This is a genomic window from Flavobacterium sp. 9R, from assembly GCF_902506345.1.
GTDB lineage: Bacteria > Bacteroidota > Bacteroidia > Flavobacteriales > Flavobacteriaceae > Flavobacterium.
In genome coordinates, this window is sequence record NZ_LR733413.1 from 2,531,230 (window position 1) to 2,553,202 (window position 21,973).

Here is a 21,973-nt window from a genome sequence, read left to right on the forward strand (position 1 = left end):
TTAGTGATTAGTCGACTTCTAAGAACTAAAAACTTACCACTAAGGACTATAAAGAAGAGTTTAATTAATAACTATTTAAATATTTACAATGAAATCGATTACAATTAAAGGATCAGAAAGAGAAAGCGTGGGCAAAGTGTCAACTAAAGCCTTACGTAATGCTGGATTGGTTCCTTGCGTATTATACGGAGGAAATCAAGCAGTGCATTTCTCAGCAGAAGTTATTGCATTCAAAAACTTGGTTTACACTCCAAACGCACACACAGTTGTGATTGAACTTGGAAATGGTAAATCTTTCAATGCTGTGTTACAAGACATTCAAGTACACCCAGTATCTGACAAAATTTTACACATTGACTTTTTCCAAATCCACGAGGATAAAGAAATTACAATGGAAGTACCTGTAAAAGTTATTGGTAACTCTAAAGGTGTTATGGCTGGTGGTGATTTACGTATGAACAACCGTAAATTAAAAGTAAAAGCATTACCAAAAAATCTTCCAGATTTTGTTGAAGCTGACATTACTCCACTTGAAATGGGTAACAAATTGTACGTTACTAAAGTACCTACACCAAACTTCAAAATCATGCACCCAGACAATACAGTAATTTGTCAAGTGAAGATCTCTCGTGCGGCTATGAAAGCAGCTCAAGAAGCAGCAAAAGCAGCAAAAGCTCCTGCAAAAGGAAAGAAAAAATAATTTTTTTCAATCATTATATCAAAGCGTCAGTTACACAACTGGCGCTTTTTTTTATTCTGAACTTGTTTTAATCTGAACTTGTTTCAGATTCTATGATTCAAATAAGAAGCACACCTCTCTTCTATCAATCACGAATCCTCCTGCTGTCCGCTATATCTTTACTGCCGAACCCCGTCAGCAAAGGATGCCGCTCCCATCAGGGCTACACTACACGACTCCTTTCCATAACAATTATAGACTTTCAATTTAACTTCTGCACCAAATACACTATTTTTGCAGCATCATAAAATAGATTCAAGTTTTGTTTCCATCACTAAAAAAGCAGTGATACAAAGCATAATAAAACTGGTGGTTCACAAACACCAAAAAAAATATTGAGAAAGTGAGTAAAAAGTTTTTAATAGTAGGATTAGGCAACATTGGCGCCGAATATGTCAATACCCGTCACAACATCGGTTTCAAAGTACTCGACTTTTTGGCTAAAAAAGAAAGTCTAGATTTTCAAACCGTAAAACTTGGGGCTTTGGCAGAATACAAGTTCAAAGGGCGAACTTTCTTGCTTTTGAAACCCAATACCTATATGAATTTGAGTGGCAAAGCCGTAAAATACTGGATGGACCAAGTAAACATTCCACTAGAAAACATTTTGGTAATTACGGACGACCTTAATCTTTCCTTTGGAACTATTCGTATCAAAGGCAAAGGAAGCGATGGCGGCCACAACGGATTAAAAAACATCAACCTTGTTCTAAATACCCAAAATTATACGCGTTTCCGTTTTGGCATAAGCGACCAATTCAAAAAAGGCCAACAAGTAGATTATGTTTTGGGCGAATGGGACGAACAAGAAAAAGCAGCGCTTCCTGAACGATTAGAAATAAGCACCGAAATTATCAAATCGTTTGGCACCGCTGGACTTAACAATACGATGAATAGCTTCAATGGAAAATAAAAAAAGGGAAACATTATTTTGTTTCCCTTTTCTGTTTTTATAAAGACCTAAATAACAGTTATTGAACAACTATTTTTTTCACTTCTTTTCTGTCACCATCTTCAACAGTGACTACATAAACTCCTGCCATTATCTTTTTCAAATCTAAAGTTTCACTAAAATTAGACGCGTTTTCGTATTGTTTTTGGAATACTTTTCGCCCTAACACATCCACTACCGAAACCACAACTGGCGAACTAGTCACACTAGAAAATTCAATTTTAAAATTACCATCCGAAGGATTAGGGAATAATTTAAAATCGGCAATACCCAATTGCTCTGTTCCCAAAGTTGCTTTTTGAGTACAAATCGTCACTGAAGCCGAACTAATTGTTCCACTATCATTGACATAAGCATCTCTAACTCGTAAAGTCCATGTCCCAGCTGGCTCTTGGGAGTTAAAACCACTCAATAAATCAGTTGGTGTGATGATTTGGAAAGCACTATTGGCACAATCCACAACATTTCCACTGTCATCAATTTTTAAAGTAAGTGGAATTGTTGAACTACCGCAAACCCTTTGCAGCAATCGCACCGTCGTATTCTGTGGACTTACAATTTCCAATTCTACATCAGACATATAAGTGTGAGACAATGCAACCTCAACATCAACATTAATGATACTACCCAAATCTGCAGGAACTACAATTTGTCTTGTCGTATAACTACTTACCCCATCAGGAATAGTAATTGGAGTTGTAAAAGTATAGGTATTACAAGCAGAAACAGTAGTATATCCAATAGCAAATGGAGTAGGATTCATTGAATAAAAAATAGAATTGGTAGGCTCTACCAAAATCCTACATTTCAAAGCAGTTACATTAGGCACTACAATTGATTGCGAACCATCGTTTGGCGTGTTACTAACCAAGGTAATTGGAAACGTAAGACCTCCATCAGTAGACAATTTAATGTTCACATTGGCTGCACCAGATAATATATTAGTATCATTTACATTCCAAGTAACGGTTTGCGTAGCCCCTTGAGTCCAACTTAAGTCGGTACTCGCTTGAGAAGTTACTTCAAAGGGGCCTGCAGTACCACTCACAGTTACCAACATCTCATCAGAAGCTGTTTGACCCGAACCTAAAGCAGCATTATCTCTAGCAGTAAAGACAAATGTCATTGTTCTTGCAATACTGCTTAAGGATTCCCATGTACTATTGAATCTATTAATCAAAACGTTATTATAAGCTGGAAAATAACGAGTCAACGAGGCTGTTGGAGGAAAAGAACGAAATAATGGACCATCAGCCTTATCTGGAATAGCTATACTATTCGCCCCAGCTGTTGTGACTGCTGAATCATTTTGTTCCCAAACATAGGTAAAAGAACCGTTGACAGTTCCACTTGTAGTTCCTTTCAATACAAATGGAGTACTTTTAGGAATGGTATAATCTGATCCCGCATTTACGCCAAATACAGCATTGGTTATAGCTGTTGGAACTGGACATTCTTTCGGAGCTAAATTTTGTTGAATTTGAGCAATACTAGCATAAGCAAAATAATCATCCGAATTGGATTGAACATCATAATCTGTAATACCTGCATACCCCATAATGGTTGAACCACTTCCAGGTTCAACATTAGTTCCCGTATCTTCAATTTCATGCGAAAAAGTGTGGGTAGCCCCCAATTGATGCCCAAACTCATGTGCAACAAAATCAATATCAAAAGTATCTCCCTCGGGTTTATCATTCGATGGAGAAGTATAAGCACTTCCTTTACCTGTATCACACACACAACCTATACAACCAGCATTTCCTCCTCCTCCAGAAGCGCCAAACAAATGACCTATATCATAACTTCCTTCACCAATAGTATTCGTCAAAGTAGTTTGAAGTTCTTGATTCCAAGCAGTAGGCGCTTTACCTCCAGTTACCGCTGTATAAGGATCTGTGGCAGCATCAGTAAAAATAACTTTGTCGTAATCAGCGATAATAATCAATTTTAAAGCCAAATCCCTATTAAAAACCCCATTGACTCTAGTCATTGTAGCATTCATAGCCGCCAAAGCACCTTGGACACTTTTTCCGTGATAAGCAGTATACTCACCAGTACAAGACAAGGCCAAACGCATCGTACGAAAAACACGATCACTAGATTTTGTATTAAACGCTTTTTCAGATAAATTAGATGCTATTTCTTTTTCATCAGTGGTACAATTCAAAGGCAATTCTCCTTTGGCTTTTTTATCCGATCGGTACAAAACATATTTTTGAGTCTCCCCTTTTATCGGTTCCATAAACTCAGCTGGTTGGCCATTGCTTCGCAAAACCATAGTTTGTATCCCTTTTTCTGAAGTACTGAAATAAATTGTGGCATTAGGGTCTGTAATTCCTTTTCCGCTAAACGATTGAACCGTTGGGAATTTAGCTTGCAAAATAGGATCAAAATTGGAAGTTTCCCAAATTAAAAAACGTTCCATTGTACCATCAGCATTAGGAAAACTAATTATTTCTTTAGCTACTTCTTCTTTTTTTCCTTTGGTTATTGCCAAAGTTGCCTTCAAATTTTCAACATTCAATTCATACAACCCTTCATTGGATCTTTGATCTGTGGCTAATGTTCTACTAGAAATTGCAGCCGTCGAAACACGTTTCCAAAAAACTTTATCTTGAGCTTGAACAAGAGTTGAAACACAAAATAAAACCAAAAAAAGTATCTTTTTTTTCATTAAATGATGGTTTTGAGACATTAAAGTTACTATTTTTATTTTTATACCCACTACCTTTCGAATAGAAACATTGCAAATTGTTGTGTATTTTTTTGAAAAAAGTAAACAATTTTAACAAAAATATTCCCTATAACCCAAAGTAAAAAAATCCTACTAAACAAAACAATTAAAAAATCTTGTTATGCTCTAATCCAATTAATTCAAAAAAATAGTAATCTTGAGCGATAAATAGAATCAAAAATCCTTTCTATCTTATTTCAAAATCATGCTTTAACATTGCCGCTTTTCAAAATAGATAGTATAAATTTGCAGCTTTATAAATTAGTCATTTTGAAGATTTTTCACTCCATAAACGAATTTGTTGCTACCAAAAAAACGATTCTAACTTTAGGCACTTTTGACGGCGTTCATTTTGGGCACAAAACCATTTTGAAAAAAGTAACACAAGGTACGATGAATGGAAACTACGAAAGTGTAGTACTTACTTTTTTTCCACATCCAAGAATGGTACTCCAAGAAAAATCGGGTATAAAATTGTTAAACACTATTGCTGAAAAAATAGAATTATTGGAGCACTTAGGTATCGAAAATTTGATCATTCATCCTTTTGACACAACCTTTTCACAATTAACTGCCGAGGAATTTGTTAGAGATTTTTTAGTCAATCGTTTCAATATTCAAAAAATCATTATTGGATATGACCATCGTTTTGGCAGAAATAGAACCGCCGATATTAATGACTTGATTACCTATGGTAAAACGTATAACTTCGAAGTTGAACAAATCACAGCTCAAGAAATCAATGCAATTTCTGTTAGTTCAACCAAGATAAGAACTGCCATCTTAGAAGGTGAAATAGAGTTAGCCAACGCCTATTTAGAATATCCTTATCCTATTTCAGGTCAGGTTATTCAAGGAAAACAGCTAGGTAGAACCCTTGGCTTCCCTACAGCAAATATTGCCATAGCAGAAGATTTTAAATTAATTCCAAAAAACGGAGTATACGTTGTAAGCAGTTTCATAAACGAAGAACTGGTTTATGGAATGATGAACATTGGAACCAATCCGACAGTAGGAGGCGAAAAACAAAGCATAGAAGTTCATTTCTTAGATTTCAACAAAGATTTATACAATCAATCCGTTAAAATTTCCATTTTGCATCGTTTGCGTTCTGAACAGAAATTTCAAAACATTGATTTTCTAAAAGCGCAATTAGCACTTGATGAAAACACAACAAGAGAATACATCGCTACCCATCAGACGATTAACAAAAGTTAATCTTTCTTAAAATAAAATTACAGTAGTTTTTTTGAGTAACTTTATGGCTATTGAATTCATTTTCAATATACTAAACTCTAACTTAAAAAACTACATTATGAAAATTTCAAAAGAATTTCAGAACGGCTTTCTCATTTTTTTGGGTATTGCCATTTATTTTTTGTTGATGAACTTAGTTGGCCTATCGGATGTTTTCTACCTGCGTTTATTCAACACTCTTTTTGTATTGTATGGTGTGAATCGATCAATTATGATGAACATTCACGATGGGGAAGTATTTTTGGCTAACAATGCAAAATCAGCCATGAAAACTTCACTAATTGGCGTTTTCCTCAGCATTATAGGATTGATTGTTTTTAGCTATTTGCAAGGAGGAGATCAATACGTACAATCACTCTCTAAAACATTTCTTTTTGGCGGAAATCCTTCTGTGATGACCTATAGTATTTGTTTGTTATTTGAAGGAATTGCCTCAACCGTTGTAGTAACAATGCTACTTCTATTATATTGGAACAATAGATTGGTAACGGACTAACTTCTCGCCAAATAATACCGCTTTTAGCCTGCCTAGATTGTTACTTCAAAACAAATTGATTACTTTTGTGGCACTAAAAATGCACCTATGAGCAGTACAAAACACAATTGGACCAGAGAAGAAATCATTGCGATATATAATAAACCATTAATGGATTTGCTTTATGAAGCAGCATCTATTCACAGAACAAACCATGACCCGAATGTCGTACAAGTTTCTACTTTGCTATCTATAAAAACTGGAGGATGTCCTGAGGATTGCGGATACTGTCCACAAGCAGCAAGATACCATACAGAAATTGAAGGAAATGATTTGATGTCTGTAAGCCAAGTAAAAGCACAAGCTTTAAGAGCAAAATCTGGAGGATCTTCAAGAGTTTGTATGGGAGCCGCTTGGCGAAATGTAAAAGACGGTCCTGAATTTGATCAAGTACTAGAAATGGTTCGTACCATCAACAAACTGGATATGGAAGTATGCTGTACTTTGGGTATGCTTACAGAAAATCAAGCCAAAAGATTAGCCGAAGCTGGTTTGTATGCTTACAACCATAATTTAGACACTTCTGAAGAATACTATAAAGAAGTTATCTCTACACGTGGTTTTGAAGATCGTTTACAAACTATAGAAAATGTTCGAAAAACAAATGTTACCGTTTGTAGTGGAGGAATTATTGGAATGGGAGAAAGTATCGAAGATCGTGCAGGAATGTTGGTATCACTTTCTACTTTAAATCCACAACCAGAATCTGTGCCAATCAATGCTTTAGTTGCCGTTGAAGGAACTCCAATGGAGGAAGAGAAACCGGTTGAAATTTGGGAAATGATTCGAATGGTTGCCACAACAAGAATCGTAATGCCAGAAACCCAAGTTCGTTTATCTGCTGGAAGAATGAATATGAGTAGAGAAGGACAAGCTTTGTGCTTCTTTGCTGGAGCAAACTCTATTTTTGCTGGAGATAAATTGCTAACTACACCAAATCCCGATGTGAACGAAGACATGAAAATGTTTGAAATGTTAGGATTGCAACCGCAAAAACCATTTATAAAAATCATGCAACCTGAAACGGTAGAAGCAGAAGACTCTCAGTATAATGCACTTGGAGAAAAACCAAAATGGTCTAGACCAGGTCATACTATCGAAAGAAATGTAGAAGCTAGTAGTAAGAATAAGTAGAAAATATTTTACCATAAATTAAAGCTTTATTAACTTTGCTCTTAGTCCAAAAAACTAAGAGCTTTTTTTTTAATTTTTAATTTCCTTCTATGAAACTGAATCTTACTGAAATTGAACGTGTTGAAACTATTTCAAAAGAGGATTTTTATAAGCACTACATTAAAAAACAAAAACCCTTAGTAATCCAAAAATTGACCAAAGACTGGCCCGCTTACGAAAAGTGGAACCTCAATTACATCAAAACTATTGCTGGCGACAAAATTGTTCCATTGTATGATGATCGTCCAGTTTCTCATAAGGATGGCTTCAACGCAGCGCACGCCACTATGAAAATGGCCGACTACATCGACCTTTTACAATCAAAACCCACAAATTATCGCATTTTTCTATACGACTTAATGAAAGAAGTCCCTGTGCTTCAAAATGACTTTAAATGGCCTAAAATAGGGCTACGTTTAGTAAAACAATTGCCCATGTTGTTTTTTGGAGGAGAAAATTCTAAGGTGTTTATGCATTACGATATTGATTATTCCAATATTTTACATTTTCATTTTCATGGAAAAAAACAATGCATGCTTTTTGCTCCAGACCAAACTCCCTTTCTATACAAAGTCCCTCATGCACTTATAGCTAGAGAAGACATCGATTTTGACAATCCTGATTTTGAAAAATTTCCAGCTTTAAAAAAGGCACAAGGACTAATTACAACCCTGAATCATGGTGAAATGCTTTATATGCCTGAAGGCTATTGGCACTATATGAAATACTTGACTCCTGGATTTTCAATGAGTTTAAGAGCCTTTCCTAGAAGACTTAACAATCTATCAAAAGCAGTTTATAATGTTTTCTTTATGCGCTATTTTGATAGCATTATGAGAAAAGTCAAAGGACAGGCATGGATTGATTACAAAAACGAAAAAGCCATAAAAGACACCGAAAAAATTTAACCGCAAGAAGTTTATAAGAAAAAACATTTAAGTCAAAGAAGTTTTTTTGAGAATAAGCTCCGTGTTTTAAACCATATAAGACAAATAAGGACATAGAAGTTTTTAGCTGATTCCTATAAAATAAAACTCTTTTACTTTGTGTAGCTTCGTGACTTCTTTGTTTTGCTTTGTGGTGAAAATTTAACCGCAATGTTCGCAAAGATTTACGCAAAGGACGCAAATTTCAAGAGTATTCCTTTGTGTAGCTTCGTGACTTCTTCGTGTTTCTTGGTGGTAAAAAACTTAACCGCACAAAGTTTAAACAGTTAATCAGTTAAACGATTAACCAATCTATCTGTAAAAGAAAAACCCTTTCAAAGCACTTGTAGACTGCCCCCAAAAAGTTAGACACTATTTGGGGGTATTTTTATGGAAAGAAAAGTCAGATATGATGCTGCATTTAAACTTGAATGCGTAAAATTAGTATTAGAAAAACATTATTCGTGTAATTATGTTTCTAATCAAAAAGGTCTAAATGAGTCTAATATTCGTAAATGGGTTCGATTTTATAAGCAATATGGCAGTATTGGTTTACTGCCAAGAAAAAACCAAAGTTATTCGGTTGCTTTTAAATTGAAAGTATTAAAAGCAATTAATAACAACTCATTGTCTTTGAGAGCCGCCAGTGTTAAGTTTAATATACCTGACACTAGTATTATTGTTAAATGGAAGAAGGATTTCACTACTTTTGGCTTAGTAGGCTTACAACCAAAAACTAGAGGCAGACCAACATTTATGGACACCAATAAAAGAAAAAAGCGAAAATCAGACAAACCCTTAACTAGGGAAGAAGAACTTCTATTAGAGAATGAAGCATTGCGTTGTGAGAACGAATTGCTAAAAAAGTTGCAAGCCTTAATTCAAGCAGAAGAGAAAGCCAGAAAGCGCAAGCCATAATGGAATTAAGGCATGAGTTTGATTTGAATTTACTTTTAAAGCAAACCAATATGGCACGCAGCAATTTTTATTATCATCAAAAAAAAGTAAAATCAGTCGATAAATATCAAGTAATAAAAGAGTTAATAAAGTCTATTTATCACAAACATNAAAGAAACCTATCTTGATAAATTTATGATGTTTACGAATAAAAATAACTTATGAAAGGCACAACAAACCTTCGTGTAATTCTTATTCGAAGGCTTGTTATGTCTTTTTTTTAAACTAAAAAATAAATAAATTTTTAGTTTGTATATATCATAGTAATCGGGGCTAAAGAGAAGCCAATTGCTTTTTAGGGTACATTTATTCAATCACCTCGCGTTCTACAAAATAATTCACAATGGCTTCTTTCATCAAAACGGTTTGTTCACCGGCTTTCAAAGGTGGTAACTCTTCCTTGACTTTGTAATGTGGCCAACCTTCTTCATCAAAAAAATCGAATTCATAAAATCCATAAGGTTCCAGCAATCTGCAAATAGCAATGTGCATCAGGTTTACCTTTTCATCTTTCTTAAACTCGCGGTGCACTTGCCCCAACTCCTGAACCCCGATAAGGTAAATTATAGCGTCTAAATCCAAATCTTCACCTTGCGAAAATCGATCTGACAATAAGGAAACCAAGCGTTCCCAACGTTCTTTTAACTGTATATCTCTAGACATTATTTAAAATTTAGGAATTAGGATTAAAAAAATTAGGATTTGAGAACAAATACCATCATTTAATGCTAAATAATTTTCGGCAAAGATAAGCACTTGAAAATTGAGTTACGGTATCGCCTATTTCTTTTATATTTGCCGTTTTAATTTTTACCCTAAAAATATGACTTTTTTTGATCTTTTAATCGGTGGTTTATTGGCGTATGCCTTGTTCAAAGGCATTCAAAACGGACTTTTTGCCGAATTGGCTTCTTTAGTTTCTTTGTTAATTGGAATTTACGTAGCGGTAAAATTCTCAGCACTTATGGCATCCATAATCTCAAGTATTGTAAAATGGAATCCGTATACAATACAAATAGTGGCTTTTATACTCACCTTCATTGTGGTGGTCGTGGGTATCTATATGCTTAGTAAATTTTTTACAGGTCTAGCCGATTTTGCTTATCTAGGTTGGATCAATAAAGTAGGTGGTGGCGTATTTCGAGTGTTGAAATTTGTACTAATTATCAGTGTATTTTTGACCATTTTCGAAAAAATCAATTACCATAATTTCTTAGCTAAAAAAGAGACCTTGGATAAATCACTATTTTTTAATCCGATACAAAAAACTTCTGCTTTTATTTTTCCTTCACTAGAAAAGCTATACGATAAAGCTAAAAAATAAGATTCTTTATTTAAAGTATACAAAAGCGCCCTTGGAATATTGAATTTCAAGGGCGCTTTTGTATATAATCATTAATTACTTTACTTCTTTTATCGCACTAGCATTGAGCCACCCCTCAGTCCCATCGGTAAGTTGCACTTTTCTCCATTGCTCTAAATTTTCCAACACATAGACTTTGGCGCCTTCGTGAAGCATTATAACAGCTGGGCTGGAGTTCTGCGGCTCGCTTTTGACTTCCGTCATAGCAGCAAAAAGAATGGCTGGTCGATCATTTTTAAAATGACTTTGTTCAAAATAACCCGCAAAAACGCTTATCAAAACGAGTAGCAATCCAAAAAACATCCCAAAGAAAAAAACTCGTTTCGCTAAAGAAGTTTGAGTAAAGTAATACCCTAAAAAAAGTAATAGCACTACCACAGCAAAACCAATCGCAATCCATCCCCAAGTATCATAATGAAAGAAAGCGGTAAAATCGTGTACTAGTTTCTCAAAACCTACTTTGGGAACCACTTTAATCTCATCAATGGTTTTCTTTTGGGCAAATTTCAAATTGTTTAGAATTTCTGTATCATTAGGTTTTAAGACCAAAGCTTTTTCATAATTATAAATCGCTGGCGCTACCTGATTGAGCTTGTAATAACAATTACCCAAATTGAAATACAAATCAGCCGATTCTTTTTTATCCGTTTGCACCACCGATTCATAGGCCTGAATGGCTTGTTCATACTGCCCTTTTTTGTACAATGCATTCCCTGATTCAAAACCATTTTGAGCAGTTAAAACACTGGTTATAAACAATAATAAATAAACTATATTTTTCATTTGTTGATTTAATTTTAAACACAAAGATCACAAAGAAAGCACTAAGACCACTATTTTAAAGTGCTCATTTAATTTTTCTTGATTACACTTCTGTTCTTTGTGGTTCACACAATTTGTTTTTCTAATCCCGAAATAATTTCGACAGCTTTATCAAAATCCTGTTGAATTGAAGCACTAGAAGAAGGCGCATAACGAGCAATCTCACAATTTTCTGTCAAGGTAATAAAATCGTTTACAGCTTCAGGATTGGCTTTTCTAGACAACAACAACTCTTGAATGTTATCCTTACTCATTTCTGAGGTTTCGATGTGTAATTTGGCTTTTAAGAAATTATGCATCGCTTTTTCGAGTGCCACATAGAACAACTCTTTGTTCGCAATTTGTTTTTTGGCTTCCGACAAATATTTTTTAGCCAATTTATTATTCATTTTGATTCGGTTACCAAAGACATCGCTATCTATGGCTTCCTTTTTCTTTTTGAAAATCACAATCAAAGGAATTATTCCAAAAGGAAGTAATAACAACGCATAAAAGCTATTGGAGCCTAAGAAATCCTTTCCGTGAACATCTTCAAGTTCTGTTTTAAGCTTAATGAACTTGAATTGCTCCAAATTGCTGATTTTATTTTTAGCCGTGCTCGCCACTGCGGTACTGTCTGTAGCAGTCGGACCATCTAAAACAGTCACTAAAATTTCTGGTGAAGTAATCGTTTTGTAGCTGCCCGAATTCAAATCAAAATAAGAGAACTGCATAGGCTTAATCGGATAGGTTCCTTTGAACTGCGGAATAATGGTATAACTATCCGAAATTTTACCTGCCATTCCAGAAAGTGGCGTATTTACGGATTCCGTATGAACAGGATCATACATTTCTAGTGCGTTTGGAACAACTGGTTTAGGCAAGGTAAATAATTTAAGATTTCCTTTTCCAGCGGCGCTAACTACCAATTCTAAACTTTCTCCATTGTGAAGCGTTGTTTTGCTTGGCGTAACTTTAAAATCAAAACTTCCCACGGCACCTGAAAAATCTGCTGGCTTACCCGATTCTGGCAATCCTTTCACCGCAATAGTTTTTGCTCCTGTAGTTACATTCTTAGTTACATCTTTTACAATAAATTGCCCAAACATATCTCTTCTATTGGTAGGCAATTGAACAGGTATATCTAATGAAAGTGGCTCTATCACTAATTTCCCTGATTTTTGAGGATACAAAACTGTTTTGCGAAGGACTACATACCTAAAACGTTCCCCTCTAAACATTCCCTCTTCAGGAACCAATTGCTTGATATCAATATTTTGGCTCCAAAAATCATTGTATTTTGGTTTACTCTTTTCTTCCCAATTTACCCCAATTCCGATATTGTAGCTGAAATACAATTTATATACAACGGTAATTGGCTCGTTTATATACGGATTGGTTTTAGAAACATCGGCTACTAAATACAAATTATTATCGGCAGAAATTTGGCCGTCATTCTCTTCTTGACTTTGTTGTACAGCATTGGTCACAGTAATCTTTACAGGAGAAGTTTTGTATACCTGGCCATTGAACTCAATGGCGGCTTGTTTAATCACTAAAGCTCCTTTTTTAGCGGGTACCAAAAAATAAGAATAGACTTTTTCAAAAGAACTTCTTCCGTTCACCCACGATTGACTCACTTGTTGGCTAGGTCCAGCGATGATTCGGAAACCATCGAAAGAAGGTTGAATAAAATTATCACCATCTACATTCATAATAAAGTCAACACGAAGGCGTTCGTTTAGTGCCAAAGTGTTTTTACTCACTCGTGTCTCGAACTGAACTTGAGCCAGAAGTGGGTTAGCAATTATAAAAAGTGCAACTGCAATAAATTTTTTCATTTTAAAATGCGGTTTTTGAATTACCAATCTTTTTCGGTTTGAACTGGTTTTCCTTGGCCTTGTTTGGCTTTTACTTTATCTTGAATTTTCTTTTCTTCGTTGTTTACAGCATCCAAAAGGTTTTCTAAACGATCTTTAGAAATGTCTCCAGGTTTGGGTTTGGGTTGTCCTTTTTGGTCTTGATTTTTGCTGTTTTTTTGCTCGTTTTGATTAGGATCTTGTTTTTTGTCCTGATCGCCTTTATCGTCTTTTTTGTCTTTGTCTTTATCGCCGTCTTTCTTGTCGTCCTTCTTATCTTTATCCTTGTCTTTGTCTTTTTTATTATCCTTATCGTTTTTCGGTGGATTGTCTTTTAGCATTTTTTTGGCCAAAGCATAATTGTAACGTGTTTCCTCGTCTTCGGGATTAGAACGTAAAGCGTTTTTGTAGGCATCAACTGCGGCTTCATAATTTTTATCTTTCATAAAAGTATTGCCCAAATTGTGCAATATTTTGTGCTTTTGAGATTTTATTTTTGCTTTGCGTAATGCTTCAACATAGGCGTATTGTGCTTCGGCATTTTGATTTTGCTTGTAAATTGCATTTCCTAAATTGTAAGGAGCTACCGTTCGGTTAGGGAATTTAGATTGTGAAACTCTATAATTTGCTTCCGCTTCTACAAACTTTTTTTCTGCAAATTCTTCATTCGCTTTTGGTAATGCTTTGTCTTTTTGTTGAGCAAATAGACCTCCTAGCCCCAAAAGGGAAAACAAGAAAAGGAATATGAAATATTTTTTAATCATTTGTAATTTTGTATTTTATCACTTTCAAGTACATTTATCAACTTCACATTGGGAGGTTAGAAAACTTTATTTCTCGTTAAACAAATTCAATTTTTTCACCCAACTTGTTTTGCGTTCTAACAGAAAAACATCTACCAAAAGCAGCAGAAAACCAATGGCTAAAAACCATTGAAATTGAGATTGATACTCTGCCATTTCAGTCGCTTCGAATTCTGTTTTTTGGATTTTATCCAAAGTGTTTTTTACAAACTCTAACACTTCTTTAGTATTGGCGCCGTTTACATAATTTCCATTCGTCGCCTTTGCAATGCTTTTTAAGCTTTCTGGATTCAACTTTGTGATAACGATTTGATTGTCTTTATCTCTTTTATAGCTTTCAATCACACCGTTTCGGCGCAAAGGAATCGTACCACCCTTCTCAGTACCAACACCAATCGTAATGATTTTCATCCCAATTTTATTGGCTTCTTCGGCGGCGCTTTCGGATCCTTCAGAATGGTCTTCTCCATCCGAAATCATAATCATCAACTTGCTTGTTTTGCTTTTTTCATCAAAATAAGTAGCCGATAATTTAATCGCTTCGTCCAAAGAAGTTCCTTGAGACGAAACAATGTCGGTATTCATACTTTGTAAAAACATTTTCGCCACACCGTAATCTGAGGTGATTGGCAACACTGGAAAAGCACTTCCAGCATAAGCAACAATACCAATGCGGTCACTGCCGAGTTGGTTGATGATTTGCGATACAATTTGCTTACTTTTTTCTAAACGACTTGGCGCGATATCCTCTGCCAGCATACTTTTAGAAACATCGACCGCGAAAACAATATCAATACCTTCACGCTTCACCGTTTCCATTTTGGTGCCAATTTTAGGATTCACCAAGCCTAAAATCAAGGATGCAAAAGCCAATACTAAAACAATTAGTTTCAATACCGATTTAAAACTAGAGCTATCTGGACTCAACTTTTGCACCATTTCAACCGAACCAAATTCGCGTTGTTTTTTTCTTTTCCAATACAAATTGTACAAGAAAACCACTACCAAAAGAGGCAATAAGATGAGTAGGTATAAATATTTTTTTTCGTCTAATTCCATTTTTTATTTAAATTCCAAAAATTAAATCCCAAATTCCAATTGGGAGTGTAACTACTCCGAAATAAATCCCATCCATTGGAATTTGGAGTTTTAAAAATTGATTTTTGTTTTATTTAAATCAATATTTTAAATAAAACTTCTGTACACTGTATTTCTCAAACCAACTTCAATGAGCAACAATAGTCCTGCTAGCAACACAAAAAATCTGAACTTTTCATCATAGTCATAGAATTTTAACTCTTCTATTTCTGTGGTTTCGAGTTTGTTGATTTCGTTGTAAATCTGTGCTAGTTTGTCATTACTCGTCGCTCTAAAATATTTACCATCGGTTTTTCGGGCTATGTTTTTCATCAATTGCTCGTCGATTTCTACTTTCATCATTTGGAACAAAAAGCCTCCATTCGGTGCGATTGCATAAGGAAACATTGCCATTCCGTTTGTTCCAATTCCGATAGTGTAGACTTTGATTCCGTATTGTCTGGCAATATCTGAAGCGGTTTCTGGTTCAATAAAACCAGCATTGTTTACACCATCGGTCAAGAGAATAATGACTTTACTTTTAGCTTTGCTGTCTTTCAAACGGTTTACAGCTGTCGCCAATCCCATTCCAATTCCAGTTCCGTCTTGCAAAACGTTGTCGTATTTTATGCTTTTGATAGCTTCTTGAACAATCGCTTTATCACTAGTCACAGGAGTTTTAGTGTAGGATTCGGCAGCATACACTACCAATCCAATACGGTCATTGGGTCTTTCGTCAACGAAACTGGCTGCCACACGTTTTAGGGCTTCCATTCGGTTGGGCTTTAAATCTTTGGCCAACATACTTCCTGAAACGTCTATTGCCATAACAATATCAATTCCTTTGGTGGTTTTGGTTCTATTGCTTACATCGACTGTTCTTGGTCTTGCCATTGCGATAATCAGCGACGCTAAAGCCAAAATTCTAAACACACTTAAGTACGGTTTCAACAACACCCAAAATGATTTTTTGCCTTGAAAACCTGCTGTAGAACTCACTTTAAGCGAGGCCACTTGCTGGTTCTTTTTCCAAAACAACCAAGCAATAACTACTGGTAGTAACAAGAACAACCAAAAAAACTCAGGATTTAAAAAAGTGATTTTTTCCATTAGTTCCTTGTTAGTTTTAATTCAACAGAATTCAATATACGTTCTGCTATTTTTATAGCGTACTCATCTCCTTCTTCGTGCAAAATCATAATTTGTTGCAATCCGCCATTTTGACTAAACAATAATATCTCATAATACAATTTAGTACTGCTATTGGATTTATCGTCAACTTTGGAGAATGTTCCGTACCCTTTAATACCCTTTAATCCTTCAGGAGTTTCAAAATCCTCTTGTTTAACGAGCATATTTTGAGCGCCTTGTAATTCCATCATTTTTATAGAACCTTCGAGGGCTTTTGACAAATCAAGGGCATTTTCTTGTTTGAAACTATAAGTAGACACCATCAAATAGAAATCTCCTAAAAAGCTTCCATAACCAAAGGATTGCATATCTTTAATTAAGGCCAAACCTTCTTTTGGTAATGCTTTTTTCAAATCGACACGCGTCAATACTTCTGGAGTTTCAATGATTACACCTGGGTTTCCGTATTGACTTTTCACCCATTCTCCTTCCAATAATTCTTTGGTTTGATGTCCGATAATAGAGTGTACCGTGTACATAAGTCCTTTGGTCACTACAAAAAACAAGAATACTCCAACTACGATTCCTACACCAACACCAACATAAGTCCTAATTTTAGCTTTGCGTTCTTTTTCTAATTGCAGTTGCAATTGTTTTTGTTTTTGTGCTTCGTTCAACACATTTTCCTCTTCAGATTCAACTACAACAGGTATTGCATTATCTAAGGTTAAAATGGCTTTCTGAATTTTGTTTCTATCTTCGGTAATTTCGAAATCTAGGGGTTTTGATTTGGCAAATTTTACCAAATCCGCTTGTTTTAAAACACGCTCTAAATTCTCAATCGTTTCTTGAGATAACTTCATTTTCTTTTTCTGAGAAGCCGCTTTTAATCCCGCAACTAATTCCGCTGTGGTACTTTCCATCGCTGGAATGGCAATGGCTTCTTCAATATAATTTCTAGCAATATCCGTCAATTCGCTATAATACGCTTTTACATCGCCTTTTTGCCAAAGCTCTTTTTGCTCTAAAGTATTCAATAAACTCGTGGCTTTTTCGATAGGCGTTTTGTAAACGACAACTTCTGATACCACTGTTTTTTTACGAATTTTGAAGTACCAATAGGCTACTGCCCCAATGATAACAAGAGCTATCAAAAGGTACAACCACCAATTGCCCCACGAATCTTGCGCTTTGATGATGCCTTTGATATCGTACATTTTTTGTTTCAAAGTATCAACAGCAACATTGGCTACTTCCACTTTAATAGAATCCGAGAAAAAAGGCTTTTTATCAATTAAAATTTTAACCGAAGGAATCGTGTATTTTCCAGAATCAAACTGAGTCAAACCATATTTTTTGACCAACTCCAATTGATCATTTTTTTTAACGGTGTCAATTGGATAAGATTCGATTACTTCAAGTGGTCCTACATTTTTTAGGTTAGGAAAAGTAACCTTAGAAGTGGCCTTTACGGTGGTCTTTAGGGTCAATTTAAACTCGGCACCAATTTTATTTTTGGTGGTGTCTATAGACGTCAGTACTTGTTTTTGCTGAGCAAAAAGAGAAGTCGATAGAACAATAAATAATAGGTAAAGTTTAATTTTCATTGGTTTTTAACTTTAACTTTTTCAACGATTTAAAAGACTGAAAAAGCTAGTTTAACGAGATTTAAAGTAACTTAATAATTTGGTCACATAACTTTCATCGACTCTTGTATTAACTACTCCTGAGCCTGACTTACGAAAAGATTCTTTGAAATAATTTACTTTATCTTGATAATGTTTTTCATAATTCATTCGAACTGTTTTTGAACCAGTATTTATCAATTGAGTTCGTCCTGTTTCGGCATCGAGCATCGTCACCATTCCTAAATTGGGCATTTTTTCTTCGCGAATATCGTACACTCGTATTCCAGTAATATCGTGCTTTTTGGAAGCAATCTTCAGGGTTTGCTCGTAGTTTTCACACATAAAATCAGAAATCATAAACACAATCGCTTTCTTTTTTTGAGTGCTTGATAGAAATTTCAAGGCTTGAGCAATATCCGTTTTATGGCTTTTAGGCTCAAATTCGATTAGTTCACGTATCAGACGCAAAACGTGAGAACGTCCTTTTTTGGGTGGAATGTACAATTCTATTTCGTCAGAAAACAAAATCAAACCTATTTTGTCATTGTTTTGAGTGGCTGAAAAAGCCATAGTAGCGGCAATTTCAATGACAATTTCTTTCTTGAACTGACTTGTAGAGCCAAAATTTTCAGAACCCGAAATATCGACCATTAACATCATCGTCAATTCGCGTTCTTCTTCAAAAACTTTTACGTGGGCTTCGTTGTAACGGGCAGTTACATTCCAATCGATAGCGCGAATATCGTCACCATATTGGTATTGACGCACTTCGCTAAACGTCATTCCGCGGCCTTTGAAAGAGGTATGATACTCACCAGAGAAGATATGATCACTCAATCGTCTGGTTTTGATTTCTATTTTTCGTACTTTTTTTAAAAGCTCTTTTGTATCCATTTATTAAGTGATTAGTGATTAGTAATTAGTGAATAGTAAAAGCTAATTACTAATCACTAGTTACTAGTCACTTTTTAGGGTACTTCGATTTCGTTTACGATTTTGTTGATGATGTCTACCGAAGTTACATTTTCAGCTTCGGCTTCGTAGGTTACACCGATACGGTGACGCAATACATCGTGAACCACTGCGCGAACATCTTCTGGAATTACATAGCCACGACGTTTGATAAACGCATAACATTTAGCAGCATTGGCCAAATTGATACTTCCACGAGGCGAAGCTCCAAAACCAATCAAAGGTTTCAAATCGGCTAGTTTATATTTTTCAGGGTAACGCGTTGCAAAAATGATATCCAAGATATATTTTTCTATTTTTTCGTCCATATACACTTCACGAACCGCTTCTTGAGCACGTAAAATTTGTTCGACAGAGACTACTGGATTTACTTTTTCGTAGCTTCCTTTTAAATTTTGACGAATTACATAGCGTTCGTCTTCCATTTTAGGATAGTCAATTACTGTTTTAAGCATAAAACGGTCCACTTGAGCTTCTGGCAACTGGTAGGTTCCTTCTTGCTCAATTGGGTTTTGTGTGGCTAATACCAAAAAGGGTTTGTCTAATTTGAAGGTAGTATCACCAATGGTTACTTGCTTTTCCTGCATCGCTTCTAGCAAAGCTGATTGTACTTTTGCAGGTGCACGGTTAATCTCATCGGCAAGCACAAAATTGGCAAAAATGGGTCCTTTTTTAATAGAGAATTCATTTTGCTTGATGTTATAAATCATTGTTCCAATAACATCGGCAGGCAATAAATCTGGGGTAAATTGAATTCTGCTAAAAGAACCTTGAACGGCTTGTGATAGGGTATTGATGGCTAATGTTTTGGCTAATCCTGGCACTCCTTCTAACAGAATGTGTCCTTGACCTAAAAGCCCGATTAGCAATCGCTCTACCATATGTTTTTGTCCCACAATAACTTTGTTCATTTCCATTGTAAGCAAATCTATAAAAGCACTCTCCCTTTCTATTTTCTCATTGATTGCTCTAATGTCTAAAGTTGTTGTATTTTCTTCCATTGTTTAGTTTTTATTCTCTTTGATATTTGTCCCTTGTTTTGATGGTGCAAATTGAATTTTTTTTTAGACGTTTGGTGTTAAAAAATGGTTAAAAGTTCGGAAGATTCCCGAATTTTAAGTAAGAATTATGATACTATCTATTAAATTTTAAGAACTTTGAAAAAATTACTTTATTTCCAAAGTTAAATTACAATTTAATCACATTTTAAGCATGACTAAATCTTCATTATCCCCTATTATTGCTGGTGCGATGAATTGGGGCGTTTGGGACAAAAATCTCAAAACAAAAGAGATGGAAAATCTCATCCACATCTGTTTTGAAAACAAAATAACCACTTTTGACCACGCCGATATTTATGGCAGTTATACCACTGAAGCTCAGTTTGGAAAAGCACTTTCGAATTCAAAAATTAAAAGAGAGCAAATTCAATTGATTTCGAAATGTGGCATTCAAATGCTGGCTGAAAAAAGAAACAACACCATTAAGCATTACGATTATTCGAAAGACTACATTATTTGGTCTGTAGAAAATTCTTTGAAAAACCTAAAGACAGACTACCTTGATGTCCTTTTATTGCACCGACCAAGTCCGTTGATGCAAGCCGACGAAATTGCTGAAGCGGTTGAAAAGTTAAAATCCGAAGGAAAAATTATTGATTTTGGAGTGTCGAATTTTACCAGTTCACAAACGGAATTGATTCGACAAAAAACTCCGATTTCGTTTAACCAAATTCAATTTTCGGCTACGGATTATCAGCCGATGCTTGACGGCAGCTTGGATTATATGCAATTGCACCAAATTCGTCCGTTGTCTTGGAATCCGCTAGGAAGTGTTTTTCGTCAAGAAAATATGCAAACTTTCCGCTTGCGTAAATTATTGGCGACGCTGGTTTCTAAATATGAAATTGGTGCCGATACGATTTTATTGGCTTGGATTTTAAAACACCCTGCTCATATTGTTCCAATTGCTGGAACGGTAAATGTGGCGCGTATTCAGTCGTTGATGAAAGCTACTGAATTACAATTGTCGCAAGAAGATTGGTTTGCGATTTGGACAGAAAGTATGGGTAACGAAGTACCTTAGTGGTAGTATAAATGATACCAAAAAGGTAATTTGTTGCCTTTTAACCCCGATAGGAGCGGCATCCTTTTTTTATAAACCTGACAGGTGTTAAAAACCTGTCAGGTTTATAAAAAAAGATATAGCGGATAGCGGGACTTTGTCTCCTGATAATTCCCTTTGTTACTGTTCCTAAAAATTCTTAAACTCTTATCAACTTATATTTTATGATAAAAACTGCCTTAATCACTGGTGCTACCAGCGGTATCGGAAAAGCAACCGCCATACTACTGGCTCAAAACAACTTTAAAATTGTGCTTTGTGGCCGAAGAAAAGACCGATTGGAAGCCTTGGAAAAAGAATTGAGCGCCTTTACTGCTGTTCAGCATTTGTGTTTTGATGTTCGCGATAAAAAAGCGGTTTTTGAAAGCATTGGGTCTTTACCCGAAGCCTTTGCGGATATTGACATTTTGGTAAATAACGCTGGAAATGCCCACGGTCTTGACTCCATCCAAAATGGGGATATGGACGATTGGGACGCTATGATAGATATCAACGTCAAAGGATTGCTGTATGTTTCTAAAGCGATTATTCCAAAAATGATTGCTAAAGAATCTGGACATATCATTAACATTGGTTCGATTGCGGGAAAGGAAGTGTACCCGAATGGCAATGTGTATTGTGCTTCAAAATATGCGGTAGATGCGCTCAATCAGAGTATGCGAATCGATTTGAATCCTTACGGAATTCGTGTTGGGGGCATTCATCCCGGAATGGTAGAAACGGAGTTTAGCGAAGTCCGTTTTAAAGGCGATACCGAACGCGCTGCTACTGTTTACAAAGGATTAACGCCTTTGCGACCGGAAGATATTGCGGATATTATTCACTTTGTGGTGACACGACCTTATCACGTCAATATCGCAGACTTGATTGTGTATCCAACGGCTCAGGCTTCGCCAACTATTGTAAAAAGGAATTAACCTTTTATCACCACATAGAAAC

General features: G+C 35.5%; 20 protein-coding genes. 10 read left to right on the forward strand and 10 right to left on the reverse strand.

Going from position 1 to position 21,973, the window contains the following annotated elements:
* Positions 1 to 88 precede the first annotated feature (88 nt).
* The gene (locus tag FLAVO9AF_RS11290; protein WP_159688570.1) at positions 89 to 700 is read left to right on the forward strand and encodes a 50S ribosomal protein L25/general stress protein Ctc; all 612 of its coding nucleotides are present in this window, start codon (positions 89 to 91) and stop codon (positions 698 to 700) included.
* 382 nt (positions 701 to 1,082) lie between these two features.
* A complete protein-coding gene (gene pth / locus FLAVO9AF_RS11295) occupies positions 1,083 to 1,652 on the forward strand; it encodes an aminoacyl-tRNA hydrolase (protein ID WP_370516460.1) in 570 nt (189 codons plus the stop codon).
* 58 nt (positions 1,653 to 1,710) lie between these two features.
* Here pth and FLAVO9AF_RS11300 read toward each other — a convergent pair whose 3' ends face one another.
* A complete protein-coding gene (locus tag FLAVO9AF_RS11300) occupies positions 1,711 to 4,368 on the reverse strand; it encodes a reprolysin-like metallopeptidase (RefSeq protein WP_159688573.1) in 2,658 nt (885 codons plus the stop codon).
* A 330-nt stretch (positions 4,369 to 4,698) separates the two neighbouring features.
* Between FLAVO9AF_RS11300 and FLAVO9AF_RS11305 the strand changes: the two genes are divergently transcribed.
* The 5 genes from FLAVO9AF_RS11305 to FLAVO9AF_RS11325 all read left to right on the forward strand — a co-directional run bounded on the left by FLAVO9AF_RS11305 (position 4,699) and on the right by FLAVO9AF_RS11325 (position 9,237).
* Entirely contained in the window at positions 4,699 to 5,646 is a 948-nt protein-coding gene (locus tag FLAVO9AF_RS11305; protein ID WP_159688575.1) for a bifunctional riboflavin kinase/FAD synthetase, read from the forward strand.
* Between the two features lie 97 nt (positions 5,647 to 5,743).
* Positions 5,744 to 6,181, forward strand: coding sequence for a hypothetical protein (locus tag FLAVO9AF_RS11310; RefSeq protein ID WP_159688578.1), 438 nt, complete (start codon positions 5,744 to 5,746; stop codon positions 6,179 to 6,181).
* Between the two features lie 87 nt (positions 6,182 to 6,268).
* Positions 6,269 to 7,354, forward strand: a complete 1,086-nt coding sequence (gene bioB, locus FLAVO9AF_RS11315) for a biotin synthase BioB (RefSeq protein ID WP_159688580.1) — start codon at positions 6,269 to 6,271, stop codon at positions 7,352 to 7,354.
* Positions 7,355 to 7,443: 89 nt separating this feature from the next.
* Entirely contained in the window at positions 7,444 to 8,301 is an 858-nt protein-coding gene (locus tag FLAVO9AF_RS11320; RefSeq protein WP_159688583.1) for a cupin-like domain-containing protein, read from the forward strand.
* A 408-nt stretch (positions 8,302 to 8,709) separates the two neighbouring features.
* Entirely contained in the window at positions 8,710 to 9,237 is a 528-nt protein-coding gene (locus FLAVO9AF_RS11325) for a helix-turn-helix domain-containing protein (protein WP_159688586.1), read from the forward strand.
* Positions 9,238 to 9,582: 345 nt separating this feature from the next.
* On the opposite strand, the gene FLAVO9AF_RS11330 is transcribed toward FLAVO9AF_RS11325, so the two are convergent.
* Positions 9,583 to 9,939 carry a hypothetical protein gene (locus tag FLAVO9AF_RS11330; protein WP_159688590.1) on the reverse strand — a complete coding sequence of 119 codons (357 nt, stop codon included), beginning with the start codon at positions 9,937 to 9,939 and terminating at the stop codon, positions 9,583 to 9,585.
* 160 nt (positions 9,940 to 10,099) lie between these two features.
* On the opposite strand from FLAVO9AF_RS11330, the gene FLAVO9AF_RS11335 reads away from it, so the two are divergent.
* Positions 10,100 to 10,600 carry a CvpA family protein gene (locus tag FLAVO9AF_RS11335; protein ID WP_159688593.1) on the forward strand — a complete coding sequence of 167 codons (501 nt, stop codon included), beginning with the start codon at positions 10,100 to 10,102 and terminating at the stop codon, positions 10,598 to 10,600.
* A gap of 75 nt (positions 10,601 to 10,675) precedes the next feature.
* On the opposite strand, the gene FLAVO9AF_RS11340 is transcribed toward FLAVO9AF_RS11335, so the two are convergent.
* From FLAVO9AF_RS11340 to FLAVO9AF_RS11375, 8 genes are all read right to left on the reverse strand, one after another.
* The gene (locus FLAVO9AF_RS11340; protein WP_159688598.1) at positions 10,676 to 11,422 is read right to left on the reverse strand and encodes a tetratricopeptide repeat protein; all 747 of its coding nucleotides are present in this window, start codon (positions 11,420 to 11,422) and stop codon (positions 10,676 to 10,678) included.
* Positions 11,423 to 11,526: 104 nt separating this feature from the next.
* Positions 11,527 to 13,281 (reverse strand): BatD family protein, encoded by a 1,755-nt coding sequence (locus FLAVO9AF_RS11345; protein WP_159688601.1) that lies wholly within the window; start codon positions 13,279 to 13,281, stop codon positions 11,527 to 11,529.
* Between the two features lie 20 nt (positions 13,282 to 13,301).
* Complete coding sequence (locus FLAVO9AF_RS11350; RefSeq protein WP_159688604.1) at positions 13,302 to 14,063, reverse strand: tetratricopeptide repeat protein; 762 nt, start codon at positions 14,061 to 14,063, stop codon at positions 13,302 to 13,304.
* Positions 14,064 to 14,129: 66 nt separating this feature from the next.
* The gene (locus FLAVO9AF_RS11355; protein ID WP_159688607.1) at positions 14,130 to 15,161 is read right to left on the reverse strand and encodes a VWA domain-containing protein; all 1,032 of its coding nucleotides are present in this window, start codon (positions 15,159 to 15,161) and stop codon (positions 14,130 to 14,132) included.
* 126 nt (positions 15,162 to 15,287) lie between these two features.
* Positions 15,288 to 16,289, reverse strand: a complete 1,002-nt coding sequence (locus FLAVO9AF_RS11360; protein WP_159688611.1) for a VWA domain-containing protein — start codon at positions 16,287 to 16,289, stop codon at positions 15,288 to 15,290.
* Complete coding sequence (locus FLAVO9AF_RS11365; RefSeq protein WP_159688616.1) at positions 16,289 to 17,917, reverse strand: hypothetical protein; 1,629 nt, start codon at positions 17,915 to 17,917, stop codon at positions 16,289 to 16,291. The genes FLAVO9AF_RS11360 and FLAVO9AF_RS11365 overlap by 1 nt, the downstream gene beginning before the upstream one ends.
* A gap of 51 nt (positions 17,918 to 17,968) precedes the next feature.
* The gene (locus FLAVO9AF_RS11370) at positions 17,969 to 18,832 is read right to left on the reverse strand and encodes a DUF58 domain-containing protein (protein WP_159688619.1); all 864 of its coding nucleotides are present in this window, start codon (positions 18,830 to 18,832) and stop codon (positions 17,969 to 17,971) included.
* A gap of 74 nt (positions 18,833 to 18,906) precedes the next feature.
* The gene (locus FLAVO9AF_RS11375) at positions 18,907 to 19,911 is read right to left on the reverse strand and encodes a MoxR family ATPase (protein ID WP_159688622.1); all 1,005 of its coding nucleotides are present in this window, start codon (positions 19,909 to 19,911) and stop codon (positions 18,907 to 18,909) included.
* A gap of 211 nt (positions 19,912 to 20,122) precedes the next feature.
* On the opposite strand from FLAVO9AF_RS11375, the gene FLAVO9AF_RS11380 reads away from it, so the two are divergent.
* Together FLAVO9AF_RS11380 and FLAVO9AF_RS11385 are read left to right on the forward strand one after the other, a co-directional pair.
* Entirely contained in the window at positions 20,123 to 20,995 is an 873-nt protein-coding gene (locus FLAVO9AF_RS11380) for an aldo/keto reductase family oxidoreductase (RefSeq protein WP_159688627.1), read from the forward strand.
* Positions 20,996 to 21,198: 203 nt separating this feature from the next.
* Positions 21,199 to 21,951 (forward strand): SDR family NAD(P)-dependent oxidoreductase, encoded by a 753-nt coding sequence (locus FLAVO9AF_RS11385; RefSeq protein WP_159688630.1) that lies wholly within the window; start codon positions 21,199 to 21,201, stop codon positions 21,949 to 21,951.
* The last annotated feature ends 22 nt before the right edge of the window (positions 21,952 to 21,973 follow it).

Excerpts from the sequence above, each read along its gene's own strand:
- FLAVO9AF_RS11290 (WP_159688570.1), top strand. The coding sequence starts at position 89 with ATGAAATCGATTACAATTAAAGGATCAGAAAGAGAAAGCGTGGGCAAA.
- FLAVO9AF_RS11300 (WP_159688573.1), bottom strand. The coding sequence starts at position 4,368 with ATGAAAAAAAAGATACTTTTTTTGGTTTTATTTTGTGTTTCAACTCTT.
- FLAVO9AF_RS11310 (WP_159688578.1), top strand. The coding sequence starts at position 5,744 with ATGAAAATTTCAAAAGAATTTCAGAACGGCTTTCTCATTTTTTTGGGT.
- bioB (WP_159688580.1), top strand. The coding sequence starts at position 6,269 with ATGAGCAGTACAAAACACAATTGGACCAGAGAAGAAATCATTGCGATA.
- FLAVO9AF_RS11320 (WP_159688583.1), top strand. The coding sequence starts at position 7,444 with ATGAAACTGAATCTTACTGAAATTGAACGTGTTGAAACTATTTCAAAA.
- FLAVO9AF_RS11325 (WP_159688586.1), top strand. The coding sequence starts at position 8,710 with ATGGAAAGAAAAGTCAGATATGATGCTGCATTTAAACTTGAATGCGTA.
- FLAVO9AF_RS11330 (WP_159688590.1), bottom strand. The coding sequence starts at position 9,939 with ATGTCTAGAGATATACAGTTAAAAGAACGTTGGGAACGCTTGGTTTCC.
- FLAVO9AF_RS11335 (WP_159688593.1), top strand. The coding sequence starts at position 10,100 with ATGACTTTTTTTGATCTTTTAATCGGTGGTTTATTGGCGTATGCCTTG.
- FLAVO9AF_RS11340 (WP_159688598.1), bottom strand. The coding sequence starts at position 11,422 with ATGAAAAATATAGTTTATTTATTATTGTTTATAACCAGTGTTTTAACT.
- FLAVO9AF_RS11345 (WP_159688601.1), bottom strand. The coding sequence starts at position 13,281 with ATGAAAAAATTTATTGCAGTTGCACTTTTTATAATTGCTAACCCACTT.
- FLAVO9AF_RS11350 (WP_159688604.1), bottom strand. The coding sequence starts at position 14,063 with ATGATTAAAAAATATTTCATATTCCTTTTCTTGTTTTCCCTTTTGGGG.
- FLAVO9AF_RS11355 (WP_159688607.1), bottom strand. The coding sequence starts at position 15,161 with ATGGAATTAGACGAAAAAAAATATTTATACCTACTCATCTTATTGCCT.
- FLAVO9AF_RS11360 (WP_159688611.1), bottom strand. The coding sequence starts at position 16,289 with ATGGAAAAAATCACTTTTTTAAATCCTGAGTTTTTTTGGTTGTTCTTG.
- FLAVO9AF_RS11365 (WP_159688616.1), bottom strand. The coding sequence starts at position 17,917 with ATGAAAATTAAACTTTACCTATTATTTATTGTTCTATCGACTTCTCTT.
- FLAVO9AF_RS11370 (WP_159688619.1), bottom strand. The coding sequence starts at position 18,832 with ATGGATACAAAAGAGCTTTTAAAAAAAGTACGAAAAATAGAAATCAAA.
- FLAVO9AF_RS11375 (WP_159688622.1), bottom strand. The coding sequence starts at position 19,911 with ATGGAAGAAAATACAACAACTTTAGACATTAGAGCAATCAATGAGAAA.
- FLAVO9AF_RS11380 (WP_159688627.1), top strand. The coding sequence starts at position 20,123 with ATGACTAAATCTTCATTATCCCCTATTATTGCTGGTGCGATGAATTGG.
- FLAVO9AF_RS11385 (WP_159688630.1), top strand. The coding sequence starts at position 21,199 with ATGATAAAAACTGCCTTAATCACTGGTGCTACCAGCGGTATCGGAAAA.